This window comes from Pontibacillus sp. HN14, from assembly GCF_021129245.1.
Classification (GTDB): domain Bacteria; phylum Bacillota; class Bacilli; order Bacillales; family BH030062; genus Pontibacillus.
Genome location: NZ_JAJOLR010000005.1, coordinates 103,638 through 122,010 on the forward strand (window position 1 = coordinate 103,638; position 18,373 = coordinate 122,010).

Annotated in this window: 23 protein-coding genes; 9 read left to right on the forward strand and 14 right to left on the reverse strand. The window is 41.2% G+C overall.

Going from position 1 to position 18,373, the window contains the following annotated elements:
* Positions 1-58: 58 nt before the first annotated feature.
* Complete coding sequence (gene map / locus LQ226_RS15425; protein ID WP_231418855.1) at positions 59-811, forward strand: type I methionyl aminopeptidase; 753 nt, start codon at positions 59-61, stop codon at positions 809-811.
* Between the two features lie 29 nt (positions 812-840).
* Here the strand turns inward: map and LQ226_RS15430 are convergent, their stop codons facing one another.
* Positions 841-1,428, reverse strand: a complete 588-nt coding sequence (locus LQ226_RS15430) for a superoxide dismutase family protein (RefSeq protein ID WP_231418856.1) — start codon at positions 1,426-1,428, stop codon at positions 841-843.
* Positions 1,429-1,599: 171 nt separating this feature from the next.
* Here LQ226_RS15430 and LQ226_RS15435 point away from each other — a divergent pair, with 171 nt between their 5' ends.
* A complete protein-coding gene (locus LQ226_RS15435; protein ID WP_231418857.1) occupies positions 1,600-2,085 on the forward strand; it encodes a PCYCGC domain-containing protein in 486 nt (161 codons plus the stop codon).
* An 84-nt stretch (positions 2,086-2,169) separates the two neighbouring features.
* On the opposite strand, the gene LQ226_RS15440 is transcribed toward LQ226_RS15435, so the two are convergent.
* Positions 2,170-2,382, reverse strand: a complete 213-nt coding sequence (locus LQ226_RS15440; RefSeq protein ID WP_231418858.1) for a hypothetical protein — start codon at positions 2,380-2,382, stop codon at positions 2,170-2,172.
* 159 nt (positions 2,383-2,541) lie between these two features.
* Here LQ226_RS15440 and kapB point away from each other — a divergent pair, with 159 nt between their 5' ends.
* Positions 2,542-2,922, forward strand: a complete 381-nt coding sequence (gene kapB / locus LQ226_RS15445) for a kinase-associated lipoprotein KapB (protein WP_231418859.1) — start codon at positions 2,542-2,544, stop codon at positions 2,920-2,922.
* A 43-nt stretch (positions 2,923-2,965) separates the two neighbouring features.
* Here the strand turns inward: kapB and LQ226_RS15450 are convergent, their stop codons facing one another.
* Both LQ226_RS15450 and LQ226_RS15455 read right to left on the reverse strand, forming a co-directional pair.
* Positions 2,966-4,141, reverse strand: a complete 1,176-nt coding sequence (locus LQ226_RS15450) for a cation:proton antiporter (RefSeq protein ID WP_231418860.1) — start codon at positions 4,139-4,141, stop codon at positions 2,966-2,968.
* Positions 4,142-4,146: 5 nt separating this feature from the next.
* On the reverse strand, positions 4,147-4,635 hold the full coding sequence (locus tag LQ226_RS15455; RefSeq protein WP_231418861.1) for a cation:proton antiporter regulatory subunit: 489 nt from the start codon (positions 4,633-4,635) through the stop codon (positions 4,147-4,149).
* 260 nt (positions 4,636-4,895) lie between these two features.
* Between LQ226_RS15455 and deoD the strand changes: the two genes are divergently transcribed.
* The 3 genes from deoD (at position 4,896) to LQ226_RS15470 (ending at position 6,798) form a co-directional block, all read left to right on the forward strand.
* Positions 4,896-5,603, forward strand: coding sequence for a purine-nucleoside phosphorylase (gene deoD, locus LQ226_RS15460; protein WP_231418862.1), 708 nt, complete (start codon positions 4,896-4,898; stop codon positions 5,601-5,603).
* 144 nt (positions 5,604-5,747) lie between these two features.
* Positions 5,748-6,368, forward strand: coding sequence for a putative metalloprotease CJM1_0395 family protein (locus LQ226_RS15465; RefSeq protein WP_231418863.1), 621 nt, complete (start codon positions 5,748-5,750; stop codon positions 6,366-6,368).
* Between the two features lie 61 nt (positions 6,369-6,429).
* On the forward strand, positions 6,430-6,798 hold the full coding sequence (locus LQ226_RS15470) for a YuzC family spore coat inner layer protein (protein WP_231418864.1): 369 nt from the start codon (positions 6,430-6,432) through the stop codon (positions 6,796-6,798).
* 152 nt (positions 6,799-6,950) lie between these two features.
* Here the strand turns inward: LQ226_RS15470 and LQ226_RS15475 are convergent, their stop codons facing one another.
* Complete coding sequence (locus tag LQ226_RS15475; RefSeq protein WP_231418865.1) at positions 6,951-8,441, reverse strand: leucyl aminopeptidase; 1,491 nt, start codon at positions 8,439-8,441, stop codon at positions 6,951-6,953.
* Between the two features lie 312 nt (positions 8,442-8,753).
* Between LQ226_RS15475 and LQ226_RS15480 the strand changes: the two genes are divergently transcribed.
* Positions 8,754-9,230 (forward strand): divergent PAP2 family protein, encoded by a 477-nt coding sequence (locus tag LQ226_RS15480; RefSeq protein WP_231418866.1) that lies wholly within the window; start codon positions 8,754-8,756, stop codon positions 9,228-9,230.
* 137 nt (positions 9,231-9,367) lie between these two features.
* Here LQ226_RS15480 and LQ226_RS15485 read toward each other — a convergent pair whose 3' ends face one another.
* The 3 genes from LQ226_RS15485 to LQ226_RS15495 all read right to left on the reverse strand — a co-directional run bounded on the left by LQ226_RS15485 (position 9,368) and on the right by LQ226_RS15495 (position 11,990).
* Positions 9,368-10,054 (reverse strand): 3D domain-containing protein, encoded by a 687-nt coding sequence (locus tag LQ226_RS15485; protein ID WP_231418867.1) that lies wholly within the window; start codon positions 10,052-10,054, stop codon positions 9,368-9,370.
* 161 nt (positions 10,055-10,215) lie between these two features.
* Complete coding sequence (locus LQ226_RS15490) at positions 10,216-10,533, reverse strand: YuiB family protein (RefSeq protein WP_231418868.1); 318 nt, start codon at positions 10,531-10,533, stop codon at positions 10,216-10,218.
* A 233-nt stretch (positions 10,534-10,766) separates the two neighbouring features.
* Entirely contained in the window at positions 10,767-11,990 is a 1,224-nt protein-coding gene (locus LQ226_RS15495) for an NAD(P)/FAD-dependent oxidoreductase (protein WP_231418869.1), read from the reverse strand.
* Positions 11,991-12,309: 319 nt separating this feature from the next.
* Here LQ226_RS15495 and LQ226_RS15500 point away from each other — a divergent pair, with 319 nt between their 5' ends.
* Positions 12,310-13,302, forward strand: coding sequence for an NAD(P)/FAD-dependent oxidoreductase (locus tag LQ226_RS15500; protein WP_231418870.1), 993 nt, complete (start codon positions 12,310-12,312; stop codon positions 13,300-13,302).
* A gap of 41 nt (positions 13,303-13,343) precedes the next feature.
* On the opposite strand, the gene LQ226_RS15505 is transcribed toward LQ226_RS15500, so the two are convergent.
* Both LQ226_RS15505 and LQ226_RS15510 read right to left on the reverse strand, forming a co-directional pair.
* Positions 13,344-13,982: a hypothetical protein gene (locus LQ226_RS15505; RefSeq protein WP_231418871.1), complete on the reverse strand. Its 639-nt coding sequence runs from the start codon at positions 13,980-13,982 to the stop codon at positions 13,344-13,346.
* Between the two features lie 229 nt (positions 13,983-14,211).
* Complete coding sequence (locus LQ226_RS15510; protein WP_231418872.1) at positions 14,212-14,574, reverse strand: HesB/IscA family protein; 363 nt, start codon at positions 14,572-14,574, stop codon at positions 14,212-14,214.
* 168 nt (positions 14,575-14,742) lie between these two features.
* Between LQ226_RS15510 and LQ226_RS15515 the strand changes: the two genes are divergently transcribed.
* The gene (locus tag LQ226_RS15515; protein ID WP_231418873.1) at positions 14,743-15,462 is read left to right on the forward strand and encodes a DUF2225 domain-containing protein; all 720 of its coding nucleotides are present in this window, start codon (positions 14,743-14,745) and stop codon (positions 15,460-15,462) included.
* 43 nt (positions 15,463-15,505) lie between these two features.
* On the opposite strand, the gene lipA is transcribed toward LQ226_RS15515, so the two are convergent.
* From lipA to LQ226_RS15535, 4 genes are all read right to left on the reverse strand, one after another.
* On the reverse strand, positions 15,506-16,453 hold the full coding sequence (gene lipA, locus LQ226_RS15520; protein WP_231418874.1) for a lipoyl synthase: 948 nt from the start codon (positions 16,451-16,453) through the stop codon (positions 15,506-15,508).
* A gap of 39 nt (positions 16,454-16,492) precedes the next feature.
* Positions 16,493-17,311: a lipoate--protein ligase family protein gene (locus tag LQ226_RS15525; protein ID WP_231418875.1), complete on the reverse strand. Its 819-nt coding sequence runs from the start codon at positions 17,309-17,311 to the stop codon at positions 16,493-16,495.
* A 165-nt stretch (positions 17,312-17,476) separates the two neighbouring features.
* Complete coding sequence (locus LQ226_RS15530; protein WP_231418876.1) at positions 17,477-17,773, reverse strand: YuzB family protein; 297 nt, start codon at positions 17,771-17,773, stop codon at positions 17,477-17,479.
* Between the two features lie 102 nt (positions 17,774-17,875).
* Entirely contained in the window at positions 17,876-18,199 is a 324-nt protein-coding gene (locus LQ226_RS15535; RefSeq protein WP_231418877.1) for a YuzD family protein, read from the reverse strand.
* Positions 18,200-18,373: the final 174 nt, after the last annotated feature.

The following is an 18,373-nucleotide window of genomic DNA, read 5'->3' on the forward strand; positions in this document are numbered from 1 at the left end:
GTAGGGCTATAAAGAAAATACCAAGACCCTTTCAGTTCTAGAAGGTAAGGTGAGAAACATGATTAATCGTAAAAGTAAGCGAGAAATTGAGTTGATGCATGAAGCAGGAAAACTTCTAGCCTCTACACACAAAGAAATCGCAAAAATGATTAAACCTGGTGTTACAACGATGGAGATTGAAAATTTCGTTGATCGTTATTTAGCTAAACACGGCGCTACACCAGAACAAAAAGGTTATCAAGGCTATGAATTTGCCACGTGCGCTTCAATCAATGATGAAATCTGCCATGGTTTCCCTCGTAAAGAGGCCCTTAAAAATGGCGACATTGTAACCATTGATATGGTTGTGAACTTAAACGGCGCGCTAGCTGACTCTGCGTGGACCTATACAGTCGGGGACGTCTCAGAAGAAACACAGCGTCTCGTCGATGTGACGAAAACAGCTCTATATAAATCAATTGAGCAATGCCAGGTCGGAAAACGTTTAGGTGACATTGGCCATGCGATTCAATCGTATGTTGAAGGAGAAGGCTACTCTGTTGTTCGTGATTTCACAGGACACGGAATCGGTAATTCCATTCACGAAGAACCAAATATTCTTCACTACGGAGAAGCAGGAAAAGGACAGCGCCTTAAAGAAGGTATGGTCATTACTGTCGAACCGATGGTGAACACAGGCACTTGGCATTCTCAAATGGATGAAAACGGATGGACGGCTCGAACAACGGACAAAGGATTATCCGCACAGTTTGAGCATACAATCGCCATTACAAAAGAAGGACCAGTCGTTCTAACAGAACAAGATGACTAAAAAAGCTGCCCAACATGGGCAGCTTTTTTCTATTCTTTCTTCTCTTCTTGTCCTCCATCTTCAGAAGGGTCTGAAGGCGTGTCCTTTTTAGAAGCCTCTTCGAGCTGTATGACACCACAAGCTATTCGATCTCCTGAATCTCCCGCAGGCTGAGTCAAACCATCATCGACACCTTCATGAATGACTAACGACGTCCCTTCATCTTTCAGTAAAGACATCTTTCCATCCATTAACGTCGCTCCCTGGACTGCTAATTCTGCATTGACTTTCCCAGACGAGTCTGCTTCCACATTTGGCATGTCCCCTAAATGAGTTCCTTTTGGATTCATGGCTCCATGCTCCTTTTTATCTGGATTCAGATGATTTCCTGCAGATTTAAAATCCGGGCCTTCACACACAGGATACTCATGTACGTGAATACCATGAAGTCCTGGCGAAAGGCCTGTTAATGACAGTTTAATCGCTACTGAATCATTCTCTTCTGAGAATTTAGCTGTTCCAAGTGCATCACCAGCAGGATTGTACATTTCTATTTCAAAGGCGGCTCGATTTTGACTAGAACACCCTGCCACCCATAAAGTTAGGGCTAAAATGACACCAAGTTTTCTTACTCTCATTTACTCTCTTCCCTTCCACCATACTTACCCTACAGTGTTGACCAGTTCCAATTCTTTTAACCCCTTGGTCTTTATTTCTAAGGGTAATCTTTTCAATTCTGTGAACCAAATTGAACTTCTCATATGAAAGCGGTACACTAAGTGTAAATGCTTGATAAAGGAGAATGACAGATGCGTAAGATGTCCATATTTTTTATTGGACTGCTGCTCTTGGTTACAGGATTAACGGGGTGCGGAAGTGAGGAAAGTAAGCACGACAACCATGATGATCAACAGCAGGTAATGGGGGACCTTCAGGAAACTACAGCAAGCAAAGAAGCTCTCCCTTCTTTTTTAGACAACAAACACGAAGACATTCAAACGATTTATCAAGGGGCAGCTCAACATAAGGAATTGCTTGAACAAATGCCTTGTTACTGCGGATGCGGAGATAGCGTAGGACATATGAACAACTATGACTGCTTTATTCATGACCAGGATAACCAATCTGTTGTATGGGATGATCACGGCACGAAATGTAATGTATGTTTAGAAATTGCCGCTAAAGCAATGATTGAATACAGTAAAGGGCAGTCCGTTAAAGACATACGTCATATGATTGATGAGGCATATAAAGAAGGATATGCTCCCCCGACCCCAACGCCTCCCGTTTCATAACAGAAGCCTAGAACAAAAAAAATCGAGCACAGGCGCTAAAGACCCATGCTCGATTTCTTTATTATGTCCCTCTTTAACGTTCATCTACTTGAACTCTTCTTTATCCTTTGAATCTTCTTGAGATACAGAATGTTCACCGGTTTGACCAAACTCTTCTTCCGCCCGCTGTTCTTGCTTTTTGTTTACGCTTATAATCCACCTCATGACAATGACAGCACCAATAGCAAAGATTAATAGAGAGATGACAGCGGGAATGTATTCCGTCTTGTCCTCCGGGAAGTAAAGAAATTCCATCATGATGCATCCACGCCCTTTACTCTTTCAGAAGTCCATTCATTACTATTGATGATAACGATTTCCAAAACCAATGGCAATAGCTAATCTGTGACAATTCCTTTTCCCTTCCAGATTTGATACGATATAAAGAAAATAGATTCCAATCAGGAGGGAATGGAGATGGCGGAACTAGAAGTTGGAACAATCGTAAAGGCGCACTATAAAACAGGGATTTACGCAGGTGAAATTGTTGAGGATCGGGGTGCTATGTACTTAGTCAAAGTACTAGCCGTATTAAAACACCCCCAACAAGGTGATCTACATAATCCTGGGCAAACGGAAAATGTCTTTTTCCATCAGCGTAAAGCACTAAGCCAGTTTGAAAAAGCAAATGTAGCTAAATCAGCTGTACACTTTTATTCTGATGAGGTCCCATCCTATGAAGAATCATTAAAGGATGCACTAAATGGATTAAGAGAGAAACTCAACAAGAAAGATAATGACTTCTCGAAACTTGCCCTACAACGAGTAGATGAGTTAGAACACCAGTACTTCTCGTGAACAATGACATGAAAACGGCTCTCCACTGGAGAGCCGTTTATTTTTAACCAGGAACCTTTAAATTCTTTTTCTTCTTCTTTGGTTTCCCGTAAATTAAATTCGTAATTTGCGGGGCACGTTCGAATAACATCATCCCCACAAAGGCCGCAATAACAATGTAGATCCCACTAAACACTTTAATAACACCTGTTGCTAGAGCAGCAATAACAACCGAAAACTCTCCCCTCGAGCAAATGGATAAACCAGCCCGAAAAGACACCCTTTTCGAAAGACCATAAAGCCTTCCCCCGATCATACCAACTAAAATCTTCGCTACTAATGACCAACCAAGGAGTGTAATTAACAACCCAACTTTCGGAACACCGTCTCCAAATTCGATTGTCGTTCCAAAATAAACAAAGAATAGAGGAAGCATTAAATCTTTTACAGGTAGCACAGTCTGTTCCACCCGTTCGATTTTTCCGATTTCAGCAAGCATCATTCCTGCAAGAAACGCTCCCAATACTTCTGAAAGACCTAAATAGAGAGCCAGTCCACCATAGGATAGAGAAATCCCGATTAAAAGGGCAATTTTAAAGTCCTCATCATCAATCTTCTCAAGCAACTCTTCAAAGCGTTTGAACAGGGTCTTCCCTAAGAGAATGGCTCCTACGGTCAGACCTATAATCTTCCCGATAAGAATCAATAAGTCCACCGTTTGGAATTCCCCGCCACTTGTCACACCCATTAAGACTGCGACAATAATGGGAGCAACTAGATCTTCAAAGATCAAAAGAGCGAGGATAAACTCTGTTTCCGAGTTCGCCATTCGGCTTGTGTCATCAAGCAATTTCGCTGTTATGGAGGAACTTGTTGCATATGTAACGCCCCCTATTAGGAAAGATGTCAGAAGATCCAGCCCAAACCCTAAGCAGATTACAAACGAGATTCCTAAACTAAACGCAACATCCAGCAATCCCGCAGGCCAGATTTTCTTCGCAATTCCACCTAATCGTTTGATGTTGAACTCAAGCCCCAGAAGAAAGAACAGCAACACAATTCCAATCTCACTCGCAAAATGCAATATTTCATTTCCATGTATGGCGTCAGCCAGGACAATACCTAACAAAATATATAAAATTACATTCGGAAATTTGATCTTGATACTTAAAAAGCCAAGCCAAAAAATGAGCAAAAGAACGAGCCCGGCTCCTAACAACGTGGGCACTTCAACATGCACGGGAATCATTCCTCCCCTTTACACAAAGCAGTTAGCGAAGAAATTTGATCTTTCTTTCCAATGGCCATCAGCACATCCCCTGCTTGAAGCGTCGTATACGCTTCTGGGATCGCGATGATATCGTCTCCTTTTACTAGTCCAATGATGGTGGCACCTGTCTTGTTGCGAATCTCTGATTCTTCAATTGATTTCTGCGTAAGAGAAGAAGCCGCTTTGATCTCGATCCAGTCCATCACAATCTGATTATTGAACATCTTCAGTTTATCGGCATCTACAGGCTGATAGGTTGCGCCGAGAAGTTGCGCACCCAGCTCTCTCGTTTCATCCGCTGTTAAGTCCATGCCGAAATCCGCTTCGTCACTGTCAGCATCTTCAAAGAAGTACAGTTCCCGCTTACCAGTGTGATGCACAATCAATACAAGTTGACTGTCTTCAGCTGTCGTAAGAGAGATTTTTTGACCAATTCCTGGTAATTTAGAAATAGATATGTTCATTACCCCAAAAGCCCCTTTCCTTCCTCCACATCTTTCCTACGTCGGATGAGAAGTATAAGCATAGTTTATTAGAGCCCTTTCTCTTTCGTGAAAAAGAAGGGCTCTTTCATCAGTTTTTCCATTTACTCTTTATTGTACCAAGAGATGTATGGAAAACCTAGCCACGTACGAATTTCTGCTGAAATCGTTACCATTTGTTTTGTAACCACTCTTGTGGTACCTTTGAAACGTAAGCTTGAAAATTAAGGAGGTATGTTCCGATGAGTGTACATATTGGTGCAAACAAAGGAGATATAGCTGATAAAATTCTATTACCGGGTGACCCCCTTCGCGCGAAATACATCGCAGAAAACTTTCTAGAAGATGTAACTTGCTACAATGAAGTACGTGGCATGTATGGTTACACAGGAACGTATAAAGGAGAACGCATTTCTGTTCAAGGGACAGGCATGGGAGTTCCGTCGATCTCCATCTACGTTAATGAACTCATTCAAGAATATGATGTGCAGAAATTAATTCGTGTTGGATCTTGTGGAGCGCTTCAAAAAGACGTGAAAGTACGTGATGTTATCTTAGCATCTACTTCATCCACAGACTCTCAGATGAACCGCATGACGTTCGGCGGCATTGACTACGCGCCAACAGCTGACTTTGGTTTATTAAAAGCTGCCTACGATACAGGTGAAAAACAGGGACTTAAACTACGTGTTGGGAACGTCTTTACAAGCGACAGCTTCTATCGCGATAACGCTATGGAACTATTCGACCAACTTGCATCTTATAACGTATTAGCAGTTGAAATGGAAACAACAGCCCTTTATACTCTTGCTGCAAAATACAACCGCGAGGCCCTTTCCGTATTAACGGTTAGTGACCACATCCTTACTGGTGAAGAAACAACATCAGAAGAACGCCAAACGACATTTAATGAAATGATTGAAGTGGCTTTAGAAGCAGCTATTCAATAACTTTACTTAACCTGGGTCCTGATGGATTCAGGTTTTGTTGTACTTCCTGTAAGACAGCTTCCCCAAACCATGCTATACTTAAGCAAAGCGACATACCTCTAAGACCTATAATAAATCATCCCCAAGCATGAGGAGGTGAGTATATTGATTGGAATTCAAGCCGAATACTCCAGAATTCAAACACCGAAATCCACTCTAATAAAGAACCATCCCGTCCAAGACAACCAAGAAATAACCCAGACCCAAAAAGAACAACACGCCGGATATACTCAACACGTCACAACCTCTCTAGAGAAAAGCGACCTTCACTATGGCCATCTATTATCCCCTGAACAGAAAGACCAACTAGCTGAACTAAAGTCTCGGGAACAAGAAGTAAAGGCCCATGAGCAAGCCCATCAATCTGTAGGAGGAAAGTTTGCAGGTGGAATTAGCTACGATCTACAAAAAGGGCCAGACGGTCAACAATACATCGTCGGCGGAGAAGTTCCGATTCAAATGCCTGATAGCAATCATCCAGAAGATACTATAACAACAATGGAGCAGGTTCGTAACGCAGCACTAGCTCCCGCAAACCCTTCTTCCCAGGACATGCAGGTAGCTTCCAAAGCTTCTCAAGCTATTTTACAGGCACAATCTGAGCTAAGAAGCGAGGAGTTTAATACGAAAGACAATTCCCAGTTCAAACGAGCATCAGATACTTATAAACAATACCAAAATGCTTTTATGGTGAAAGCAGAACCGCTTTACGAACAATTTGCATAGAGGAAGCGCACAGAACTTCCCTCCTCTTCATATAGTGTTATGTGAAGAAGGAGGGTTTTGTATGTATTATTATCCAGTGTGGATTCCCTGCGCCCCTCAAGCGTATGGTCCTTACCCTATGCCACCATCACGCCCCTCTTACCCAGAAGTTGATCCTTCCACCTTAACAGACTCGGCCAAAGCCTTTCAGTCGCTCATGTCAGATGCTCATATTATTATCGAGAAATTCGCCACTTCCCCAAGTTTCTCACAACAAGTCATGGAAGCTGCTCAACAGTCCAATAAAGAAAAAGTGAAACAGTTGTTAGAAGGGACTGGCATCAAGCACCCAATTAAGATCCGCTACAATCCGGACGGTCTTCATCTTACCCTAACTGCTCAATCCCAAAATCAAGACTGTTGTAAAATGGAACTCGCTTTTCATTGGTAAAGGTGAGTTTCTTTCTTTATGTATGATAGCAGGGAGTGGCAGAGAGGATACACGATCACCACAATACAAAAGTGCCAGCCTCCACTAAGGGGAGAGCCGGCACTTTTCACGAGGTCGTTGCTTGATCAATAGTAGGTACAAATTCTATTCCATTATAAATTCATAATATAAGTAGCTAGCGTACGAGCCATAACTCCTGTTGGACCTTTTGGACCAAGGTCATATGCTGCTTCAGCCTGGGAAGTACCTGCAATATCCAAATGAACCCAAGGAGTAGATTCTGCAAACTCTGCAAGGAAGGAACCAGCCATAATGGCATGTCCTTTACGCCCTGGTGAATTGTTTACATCTGCTAGTTCACTTGAGCGAACGCGCTTTTTGTAGATTTCGTTATAAGGAAGCTGCCAGATCAGTTCATCCGTTTCTTTTGAAGCAGCATCCACTTTAGCATATAACTCATCGTTATTCGTCATAGCGCCTGTCATCCAATCCCCTAATGCAACGACAACGCCACCAGTCAGAGTGGCTACATCAATAATTCGATCCGCTTTATGATGTTTGGCATAGGTGATTCCGTCCGCCAGAGCTAAACGGCCTTCTGCGTCCGTGTTTAGTACTTCGATGGTTTTTCCACTTAAGGAAGTAATCACATCGTCAGGTTTAAAGGCACTTCCACTAATCATATTGTCAGTAGAAGGAATGACTGCTACAACATTTTGTTTAGGCTTCAAGCGACCGACAATTTCCATAGCCCCTAACACGGCGGCAGCACCACCCATATCTCCTTTCATACCTACAATGCCATCTTTTGACTTAATGGAATATCCACCTGTATCAAATGTAATCCCTTTTCCGACAAGTCCTACAACATCGTCCCAGGTTTCTTTACCTTGATACTTTAGAACGATCATTTTAGGAGGTTCGGTTGAGCCTTGATTGACAGCTAAAAGCGCTCCCATCCCGAGACGTTCCATATCTTCTTTCTCTAAGATTTCTTTTTCAAAACCAAAATCTTCAGCTAAGGAGCTAGCATATTCAGCTAGATCTGTTGCCGTTAATAAATTACCAGGCAATTGAACAAGGTGCCGCGCTGTATTCGCGCCGTGCCCTAGAGCTGATCCCTTTTCAAGGCTCTTCTGTAATTCAGACTGTTCCTGATCCGATAAAACGGTCACGCGATCCATTTGAGTCACAGGTTTCTCATTGTTTGTCTTATAATTATCAAATTGATATGGGCCCATAACCATTGCTTCTGATAAAGCTTCTGCTGCAGCCAGCTCGGAAATTTGATCCGTCTGGAAGCTATTTAAAACAAAAGTCGATTCTGATTGCCCATCCGCTTGCAATTGCTTGAAGAGACGGCCAAACGCTTTCTTCAGCTTTTGAGAAGTTAGTTCTTTCTTCTTCCCAAGTCCCACCACGTAAATACGCTTTGCAGTCGTTTGATTCAACGTAAACACTTTAGAGATCTTCTTATAATCATTGGATAGATCCCCATCTTGTATGTACTGATCTAAAGCTCCACCAAGGGCTTCGTTGAGCTGTCCATACACAGGTTGATGCTGTTTGTTTTCATGATAGAGCCCAAATACAAGGGAATCTGTTTCTGTAAATAATGCAGTAGTTGGTTGTATTGTAAACAATCCATTCACCTCCACCTCCATTATACAAAAAATATCGACAATTGAGTAAATTCTGGTTTTGTTTATCCATCCTATTCCTCAATAAATCCGACACCTCGTTGAACAAGACTTTTAGAGGAGGATTATGGTATAATGTTGAAACATTCACAAATGGAAGAGAAGCGGTTTTTCATCTTTTCTCTCGATCCCCTTACTTAACTTTCACACAATTTTTACAATCATGAGCACCAAGTAACGGTTACACTCATGTTAAACTAATAGGACTACAGTGTACGAATGTTTCAACATGCAGAAAGGAAGGATTATACACACATGGAGATCTTCAGCAACTTTCCTCTATGGGCATCGCTATTTGCGATTGTCTTCGCCCAACTCGTAAAAATTCCAATACAATTCATCGCAATGAGAGAGTTTAATCCAGGTCTCGCTTTTGCAACAGGAGGAATGCCAAGCAGTCACTCAGCTGCTGTTACCGCCCTCGCTACTGGTATCGGTATCCAAGAAGGTCTTGGTTCAAATATCTTTGCCCTGTCTTGCGTATTCGCTATTATCGTGATGTTTGACTCAACTGGCGTCAGACGCCAAGCTGGTGAGCAGGCCATTATGCTGAACCAACTGTTAAAGGATTTTTCCCATTTCGTTGAAGAAGCGCGTCTTTGGAACTCAAAGGCAGAATACCAAAAGCGTGAAGAATTAAAAGAACTGCTCGGACACCAGCCTATTGAAGTCTTTTTCGGCGGAGTAACAGGTGTATTGTTGACCATTGTTCTACATACATTATTGTTCTAAAGAATCCATCCATACTCTACCGCACGTGCGGTAGAGTATTTTTATGCTTTAATCTTTTCGTACCCTTATGTTAAAACCCAAAAAGAGCCTGGAGTGCATATTACTCCAAGCTCTTCGTCTGCTGTTTTAAAACATCGTTACCCTTTATAATCTTGTCTAAATACTTGTAGGGCCTCATTATTATTGAGTGTCGATAGTGTTTCCTCACTCAATTTACCTTCACCGCGTTTAACGACATATACTTCAACGTGTTTTTTACCCCACTCTTCATACACGTCTTCTACCGTTTCATAATATAAGTCAATTTTGTTTCCTGTGATGGCTGATCCTTTATCAGCTACAACACCAAATCCGTAATCTGGGATATAAAGGATGGTCCCAAGAGGATATACAGATAGGTCAGCAGCAATGGTGGAATAAAGGTCACGCTTTACTTTTACGCCAGAATAAGTAATTCCGTACATAGGGTGGGATGCATCTTTACCAGTTGATTCAACCCCAGCTGTGTATCCTGTAGCCAACACCGTTTCTCTTGGATACTGAGAAAGGTCCATGGCCTCTTCTATAGTAGACGGTCCTTCTACTTGCTGGCTTGAAATGTACCTAGTCTTGGCAGCAAAATGGTTCATTCCTTTTTTCGCTAAACGAATAGAACGAAAACTTTCTTCACTTGAATCCGATTGATAATGGAATAACGAGTTCGTTTGTTGCTGGATCCAGCCTGAAATCTCTTTCGCCGAAACATTCGTAATGGACGTAAAGGTCGTGCTTAACGCACCCAGAAATAAAACTACCATCAACATACGTTTCATTGTTTTTTTCATTGTTTGTAAACACCTCACTAGGTGTCATCTTTTCCAAACAATTCAGTAATTATTCAATAGAATAGAGCTTTTTAGATTCCTTTAGCGGAGTGAAGGGTGTCAGACACCCTTCACTCCGCTAAAGGAATCCATAAAAAATAAGCAGGAGCTCTCCTGCTTATTTAGAACATTTGATACCCTCTAACTCGAAGCATGCGAATAACGATCCCTGAGCAAATAGCACCAGCTAGCCCTGAAGACAAGATGACTACATCAATCACTTGGAGATTTACCAAATGGGTCATTGCTGTTTCTAGGGAATCACTAAAGGCTGTGAAATAATCAAATGTCGATATGTTATCAACAATAAAGATTATAATAATCGGATATAAAAAGGCAATCAGCCATGTCTTTCGCAACAACATATTAACGAGAAATGAAATCCCAAAGAACAAGACAAAAAATAGTAACACAGAAACAATAGCCTGAAAAATAAACACCGATGCTTCCTCCTGTCTGATCAATCTGTCCTAATACCCCATTGACCACATAGTAAAACGGTTTCTTACCATATTTTATTATGTTCTAAATAGAAAAACAAGCTATATTAGCAGAAAGAAGTCATCAACAAAAACCAGCAGATCAAACGTGTTAAAAATCTCGAAGCTAATCCATATAAGGCTTTTTGGCATAAAAAAAGCAAGGAAGATATCCTCCCTTGCTTTTCACGTATTTATTTCGTGAAGATATTAAATTTACCTTTTTTAAGAAGTAATCCAATTCCACCTAATTTAAGAAGGTAGCGGTTATCGATAATCTTCTTCATAACAGAAGCTGTCCAACCGAATAGCTTCTTGTCACCAAATACAACACCGATTGCCTGACCTTCACCAAGGGAAGCAACAGTACCTTTTAGGTCTGGTTTGAAACTTTCTAGATTGTCTTCTCCGTTCACAATCTTCTTAACGTTGCGTGCTGTTGTCTCTGCTTCTTGGATCGCAATTTGAGCTGTCGGAGGATATGGACGGTCATTTTCAGGGTTCATGATTAAAGCACAATCCCCTACGATGAAGACATCGTCGTATCCATTAGGACGAAGATCGTCACGAACTGGTACACGGCCACGGTTTGTTTCAAATCCAGCTTCTTCAACTAGAGAGTTACCGCGAACACCAGCTGCCCAAACGACTGTATTCGTTGGGATCTCTTCTTGCTGCTCATCTTTCTCAACAAGAATTTTGTGTTCTTCTACCTCTTTAATCATTGTGCCTACTTTAAATTCAACACCTTTACCTTCAAGAAGGTTCATAGCGTACTCTACAAGCTCTTCATCGAAACCTGGAAGAACAGTTGGAGCAGCCTCTACGTTAATAATACGAACTTTCTCACGAGGGATATCGTATTCTTTACATAGTTCAGGTACTTTATTTGCAATTTCACCCACAAATTCGATACCTGTGAAACCAGCACCACCTACAACAATGTTTAGAAGATCTTGACGTTCTTCTTTTTCATTGTTATAACGAGCAAAGTTGTACTCGATGTGCTCGCGAATTAGACGAGCTGCGTTGATGTTACTGATTGTGAATGCGTGCTCTTTCAAGCCTTGAATTCCAAATGTTGCAGCTTCAAATCCAAGTCCTACCACAAGATAGTCATACGTTAATTCACCGTTCTCAAGTTGAATCTTCTTGCTTGAAGGATCAAGACCTACTACCGTATCTTGTACGAAATTCACACGGTTAAAGTTAATGACGTCACTGATCTTGATGCGAGTACGATCGTGGTGAAGCGTACCAGCCGCGTTTTCGTGAAGCCAAGTCGTTTGATAATGGTAATTATGTTTGTTCACTAACGTAATGTTCGCCTCATTTGAGCCCAACATCTTTTGCAGTTTAGCAGTAGTGATCATTCCGCCATACCCAGCACCAAGTACAACAATGTTTGGTCTGTTCATACATATCACTTCCATTTACATAAATTTTTCAAAATACACTGCATATCTTTACATCCGTAATTGTGACTTCCTTCACGAATTACGGCATAAAAAAAGACACCTATGATAATAGAATTGTCATAATTTCGTAAAATATTTTCTAAAAATCATCATAGTCCTTTTTTCTACAATTTTCAACCCTTAATTGACAAATCAACGACATTCAGACATTTCAAATATTTTTCCCCGCGAGCCGATTTTTGATATGATAAAGAGAAGGCAATCATAAGTATGATAAAATAGAAACTGGAATGAAACTCTTAGAATGGGGGAATTTATTGTGTCAGAAAAAGTGTATGACATTACCATTATTGGTGGTGGCCCAGTTGGTCTCTTCACCGCTTTCTATGGTGGGATGAGACAAGCTAGTGTAAAAATTATCGAAAGTCTTCCTCAACTTGGTGGACAACTCTCCGCTCTTTACCCTGAAAAGTATATCTACGATGTTGCCGGCTTCCCAAAAGTACGTGCGCAGGAACTTGTGGACAACTTAATTGAACAGGCGAACCAATTTGATCCATCAATTGCGCTTAATGAAGCGGTACAAGAAGTTGAGAAACTAGAGGATGAAACCTTTAAACTCACCACAAATAAAGGCGTACACTACACAAAAACCATCATTATAACAGCCGGAAACGGCGCCTTCTCTCCACGTCGTTTAAAAATCGATAACTGTGAGCAATTCGAAGAATCGAACTTGTTCTATCATGTCGATAACATGGAACGTTTTGCAGGTCAGAATGTAATGGTCTGTGGTGGCGGGGATTCCGCTGTCGATTGGGCGCTTATGCTTGAGCCTATTGCTAAGCAAGTCACACTTGTTCACCGAAGAGATAAATTCCGTGCCCACGAGCATACTGTAGAACAACTTCATAATTCTAGTGTGAACATTATGACTCCATATAATCCAGAAGAATTAGTTGGTTCTGGTGGATCAATTGATCAGGTCGTACTGAAAGAATCTAAAGGTGAAGGTACAGAAACCCTTGATATCGATTCCTTGATTGTGAACTACGGCTTCATTTCTTCCCTTGGCCCTATTAAGGATTGGAGTTTAGACATCGAGAAGAACAACATTGTCGTTAACTCTCGAATGGAAACAAACATCAAAGGCATTTACGCAGCTGGTGATATTTGTACATATCCAGGTAAAGTAAAACTTATTGCTTCCGGATTTGGTGAAGGTCCTACAGCTGTCAACAATGCAAAAGCATATATGGATCCAAAAGCAAAAGTGCAACCAATGCACTCTACAAGCTTATTCGGTTCTTAATTCCTAAGATAGCCTCCTCTAAGGGGGCTATCTTTTTTCTGTTACTCTCCATCTTCCTCTTGATCTCCCTCTTTTGTTTGTTCTGTCGTTACATCTTCCTTAGGTTGATCTTTATATTCAACATCATATTGATTAATTAAGTACGTACCATCCTTTGGTGCGAAGGTAGCTGTAAGCTTATACTCTCCATATATTTCGGTCTTGTTCTTTTGGACAATTTGATAACTCTGTTCTTCGACCTGTTCAAATGTATAGGTTTGTTCAGGCAATAAGAATGGAGCATACTCCCCTGTTTTCACATACAAACCATCTTCTTTTTCTTCAAACATGCCCTCTACCAACTGCTCTCCTACATCTTCCACCACAACTTGATTTAAGTTCTCAACAAGTTCATCTTTCGTCTCAAAATCTTCAACCTTCCCCTCTTCAGTCGTTTCTGGTTGAAGAAGAGAGCCTAAATTCGTTAATTTACTCGTAGCATCTTCCTTCGTAAAATCACTCGAAGATTGATTGCTATTGCTTCCCTCACCATTCTCAGAAGAAGTTTCTTCGGACTCATTCATTTCAGTGTCTTCTCCCGTTGAATCTCCAGACCCTGAATCATCTTCTGTTTGACCACAAGCACTAAGTATAAAACCTAACATACCCAAAACCATTAAAAATCCTTTCCAATACCTCATCCTTACCCTCCTACTAATATTGACCTTACTAAACCATTAACCCATTTCCACACACTTAAACGTACAGAGCACACCCTTTATCCCGTTACAATACTAACGCGTGTCTGACACGCTTCTTCACTGTAAAATGGTAAAGGGTGTCTGACACGCGTTGGTTCTTTAAAAGGGAAAAGAAATAAAAAATCCCGCAAGCCTTTTAAAGGCTTACGGGATTGAATCCGGTAGGGTATTAGCAATCTTTGTTTGGTGCACCAGCGTTTGTTGCAGTACGGAAGGAAGAGCCACAACCGCAGTTTGCGATCGCGTTCGGGTTATCAATGGTAAACCCGCCTCCCATCATGTTCTGTTTGAAATCGATTGTGGTTCCTTCCACAATAGCTAAATCTTGCTTATTTATGACTAAGGGAATGTCGTTTACGTCAAATGTAGTATCAAGTTCTTCGTTAATTTCACTCTCAAAACCCATGGCATAAGATAGTCCACTACAACCGCCGCCTTTGACTCCGAAACGTAGGCGAACATTTTCAGTCTCTTCGTCTTTCATCATTTCCTGAATCTGCTGGCTAGCATTATCCGTAATGTTAATTGTCATACAAGTACCTCCTTACGTCTTTCTTATCTCCAGTATACTAACAAATCCCAAACTCTTCAATTTTTCAAACCAGATCAAGTACCTACTTTGCAAGCATGAGCAAAAAGACTTGTGGCGACCTAAATATTTTAGTACATTTGAACTAACCATTAGCGAAGGAGGGTACATATGAGCGAATCGATGCATCCTTTATACGACAAACACGTTCAATGTCCATTCTGTACTCATTCATTCCAAACCAAAAAGGTCCGGTCTCGATTCACTCGCCCTATTCATACAGATACAGACTTTTGTACTATGTACAAAGACGAACAGAATAGCCCTCTCCTTTACGTCCCCATTGTATGTCAGCAATGTGGGTACACGTTCACAGATCAGTTCTCCAACCTAATGTCTGATCAATCCCGAGAAGAGATATCCAATCGCATTGCCAAACGTTGGACTCCTCAAAACTATTGCAAGGAACGAACCGAAGTAGAAGCCCTCAACGCATATAAGTTAGCGATCTACACAGCCCAATTAAAGAAAGAGAAAGCTATTGTTTTGGCAGGATTATACCTAAGAGTCGTTTGGTTGTATCGAAAAAGGAAGGAACCTCAGGAAGAGGCCAGATTCATGAGACTCGCTTTGAAGATGTATAAAAGGGCTTATGAAGAGGATGATCTAACTTATACCGATATGAACGCCCTTCGTGTGCTTTATCTTATTGGAGAATTAAACCGACGTTTGGGGCTTAATGAAGAAGCTATTCGATATTTTTCTCTAGTGGTTCAGAAGAAGCAATTAGCATCTGACCCTAAAATTATTACGATGGCCAGAGACGCATGGTTTCAAATTAGAGAAGATCAAAAAAGTTCCTCTTTAAACCTTTCCACAACCGGAAATTAAAAGACCTGCAGATGACATCTGCAGGTCTTTTCTATTTAATACATTAGAAGTTAAGTGTATCTAATTTATCGTTTGAAGTTTCTTCATAACCCTTCATGTACTTAATGCGGCGTTGAAGAGATGTTTCGTTAACTTGCTCATCAGCATGGTAAGAGGAACGAACCAACGGTCCAGCTTGGCAGTGTTGGAAGCCTTTCTCCATAGCAATTTGGCGAAGCTCTTCAAATTCATCTGGATGGTAATATCTTTCTACTTTCAAGTGTTTCTTCGTAGGTTGAAGGTACTGCCCGATCGTCATAATATCGACGTCATGAGCAAGTAGATCATCCATTGCCTGCATGATTTCTTCTTTTGTCTCCCCAAGACCAACCATGATACTAGACTTCGTTGGTGTGTTTGGAGCTACTTCTTTTACGCGTTGTAGCAGTTCAAGAGAACGATCATACGTTGCTTTTGAACGAACTCTTGGCGTTAGACGACGAACCGTTTCAATATTGTGGTTGAAGATGTCTGGTCCAGCATCCATTAGCATACGGAGGCTCTCATAGTCCCCAGCCATATCGGACGGAAGAACCTCAACGGTACAACCAGGCTGGCGGCGGTGGATGGCTTTAACTGTTTCGGCGAATACATAAGCTCCACCATCTTTTAAGTCATCGCGTGCTACAGCTGTTACAACCGCGTGCTTAAGATCCATAAGCTCTACGGACTCCGCCACTTTTTCTGGCTCTTGCATATCCAACTCGTTTGGTAGACCTGTTTTAACGGCACAGAAACGGCAACCACGCGTACATGTATCACCAAGAATCATAAAGGTAGCTGTTTTACGTTCACTCCAGCACTCGTGTATGTTTGGACATCTTGCCTCTTCACAAACTGTATGTAGGCCGCGTTCACGCATAATTTTCTTCAAGCGATTGTAAGATTTATTAGTCTTGATGTTAATCTTCAGCCATTCGGGCTTGCGTACGTGTTCTTCTTTTTTCGCCATGTTTACACATCCTTATACTTTTATTTAAAGCAAAAATTGTTAACGATAATACGTCCATTCATCCGTCCCATACCGAGTGCGTACAAGCTCATCTACTACTTGTTTTTGTTCTTCCGATAGTTCGTATGGTACTAATTCTACATCGAGACCTTGTTCAAAGCCAGCTTTAAAAGCCGATTTCACTTCTTCTATCGGCACTTCTCGCTCCGCAACCTCGTTGATTGCAACTGCTTTACCCCCAAATGCTTTACGAGCTCTTTCTTTCACACGCTCATTTGGATAGATAAACATATCAAACAATGTTACATCATCCATTGCAATTGGTAAGGAGCCATGTTGGAGAATAACGCCTTTTTGTCTCGTTTGGGCACTTCCTGCAACTTTTCGTCCTCCGACAATCAGTTCATACCAAGAAGGTTCGTCAAAGCAAACTGCGGAACCTGTTTGTTTTAGCTTCCCTTCTGGTATTGAGAATTCCGCGTCTACTCCCAAATTTCTGAATCCTTGCAATAAACCTTCAGAAATAACCCGATACGCTTCTGTTACCGTTGGAGGCATGGAAGTATGGTTTTCTGAAACAATCACACTATATGTCAGCTCATTATCATGAAGGACCGCTCTTCCGCCTGTTGGACGGCGCACAATTTCAAACCCATGTTCCTTAACAGAATCAACGTCAATCTTTCCATCTATCTTTTGAAAATAACCGACTGAAACAGCAGCAGGTTCCCAACCATAAAAACGAATAACTGGGGGAATCTCACCCTGACTATGCCATTTTAACAACGCTTCATCAAGCGCCATGTTATAAGCAGGGGAGGCATAACCCGAATCTACATAATACCATTTCTCTGTCATGCTTGAGCCTCTTTTCTATACTAAAGAAATCCTTTACCAAGGTAAAACAACAAAGTATATTCTAACAAGCTACCTAATACTTGTAAAACCCCCTGCATCTTCTATGTAAGGAAATAAAAGAAAAACGCAGGTAATAAAGCCCGCGTTTTCTTTTTGGTCGTGAAGTTAGAACAGGGGATTCTCTTCGATGTGTTTATACACATTTTCAACTAACTCTTCTGGCGTTTCACCTGTCACTCGATCTCCGTTGACGAGTGCAAATAAACTTTGGGAACACAAGCCACAATGGCTTAGACATCCATATTCTATCACATCAAGCTCAAGATCTTTTTCAAGCTCCTCTAGAGCTTTTTGAGATCCGCTCGCTAAATTATTTATACAAAATTCAATTATTGGGTTCACAAGATCCACCTCTGCTTTACTAGTATGGTGAATCCCCTCTTCAAAGATACATGCTACCATATTCTAGCCAAATTCGACAACGGACTTACTCATTGTTTTTTAATCTGTATAACTAAAAATCCGATATACTGTTATAAGACAGGAAAGGAGTCCTGCTTTTTCTTACCCATTCGTTTGAACTCCCTTTTCTTCAATGGCAGAAAAAACGGTTTTTAAACGAGGGTCTCCTTCTCCTATGACTTTACCGTCCATAACGATTAGCGGATAAAAAAATTCTTCATCCTCAATTCGCTTTATATAATCCGCATGCTCCTCTTCAACCGCTGGAGTTGAAATATCCACATATTGAAATTGAAAGTGCTCACCAGGATACTTGCGCCCAATTGCTGCTTGCAACCATTCAAATGTTTCCTTAGAACCCGGAGCATTTACACAACTCGCACAGCGCTCTTCCGCTCCATAGACCGTTATTTCGATTTGCCCCATCCACTCACCCCTCAGAAAATATGACCTACTTCCCATTTTACAAAATCTTTTGTAAAATATAAAATCATTTTTGGAATCGTATAAAGTGAGCAGAGGGATTATATAAACTTCGGAAATAATTCGATTTCACACTACGAGAAATTCAGTTCGCACAATAGATTTTTTTGCTTACAC

Excerpts from the sequence above, each read along its gene's own strand:
- map (WP_231418855.1), top strand. The coding sequence starts at position 59 with ATGATTAATCGTAAAAGTAAGCGAGAAATTGAGTTGATGCATGAAGCA.
- LQ226_RS15430 (WP_231418856.1), bottom strand. The coding sequence starts at position 1,428 with ATGAGAGTAAGAAAACTTGGTGTCATTTTAGCCCTAACTTTATGGGTG.
- LQ226_RS15435 (WP_231418857.1), top strand. The coding sequence starts at position 1,600 with ATGCGTAAGATGTCCATATTTTTTATTGGACTGCTGCTCTTGGTTACA.
- LQ226_RS15440 (WP_231418858.1), bottom strand. The coding sequence starts at position 2,382 with ATGATGGAATTTCTTTACTTCCCGGAGGACAAGACGGAATACATTCCC.
- kapB (WP_231418859.1), top strand. The coding sequence starts at position 2,542 with ATGGCGGAACTAGAAGTTGGAACAATCGTAAAGGCGCACTATAAAACA.
- LQ226_RS15455 (WP_231418861.1), bottom strand. The coding sequence starts at position 4,635 with ATGAACATATCTATTTCTAAATTACCAGGAATTGGTCAAAAAATCTCT.
- deoD (WP_231418862.1), top strand. The coding sequence starts at position 4,896 with ATGAGTGTACATATTGGTGCAAACAAAGGAGATATAGCTGATAAAATT.
- LQ226_RS15470 (WP_231418864.1), top strand. The coding sequence starts at position 6,430 with ATGTATTATTATCCAGTGTGGATTCCCTGCGCCCCTCAAGCGTATGGT.
- LQ226_RS15480 (WP_231418866.1), top strand. The coding sequence starts at position 8,754 with ATGGAGATCTTCAGCAACTTTCCTCTATGGGCATCGCTATTTGCGATT.
- LQ226_RS15485 (WP_231418867.1), bottom strand. The coding sequence starts at position 10,054 with ATGAAAAAAACAATGAAACGTATGTTGATGGTAGTTTTATTTCTGGGT.
- LQ226_RS15495 (WP_231418869.1), bottom strand. The coding sequence starts at position 11,990 with ATGAACAGACCAAACATTGTTGTACTTGGTGCTGGGTATGGCGGAATG.
- LQ226_RS15505 (WP_231418871.1), bottom strand. The coding sequence starts at position 13,982 with ATGAGGTATTGGAAAGGATTTTTAATGGTTTTGGGTATGTTAGGTTTT.
- LQ226_RS15510 (WP_231418872.1), bottom strand. The coding sequence starts at position 14,574 with ATGACAATTAACATTACGGATAATGCTAGCCAGCAGATTCAGGAAATG.
- LQ226_RS15515 (WP_231418873.1), top strand. The coding sequence starts at position 14,743 with ATGAGCGAATCGATGCATCCTTTATACGACAAACACGTTCAATGTCCA.
- lipA (WP_231418874.1), bottom strand. The coding sequence starts at position 16,453 with ATGGCGAAAAAAGAAGAACACGTACGCAAGCCCGAATGGCTGAAGATT.
- LQ226_RS15525 (WP_231418875.1), bottom strand. The coding sequence starts at position 17,311 with ATGACAGAGAAATGGTATTATGTAGATTCGGGTTATGCCTCCCCTGCT.
- LQ226_RS15530 (WP_231418876.1), bottom strand. The coding sequence starts at position 17,773 with ATGGTAGCATGTATCTTTGAAGAGGGGATTCACCATACTAGTAAAGCA.
- LQ226_RS15535 (WP_231418877.1), bottom strand. The coding sequence starts at position 18,199 with ATGGGGCAAATCGAAATAACGGTCTATGGAGCGGAAGAGCGCTGTGCG.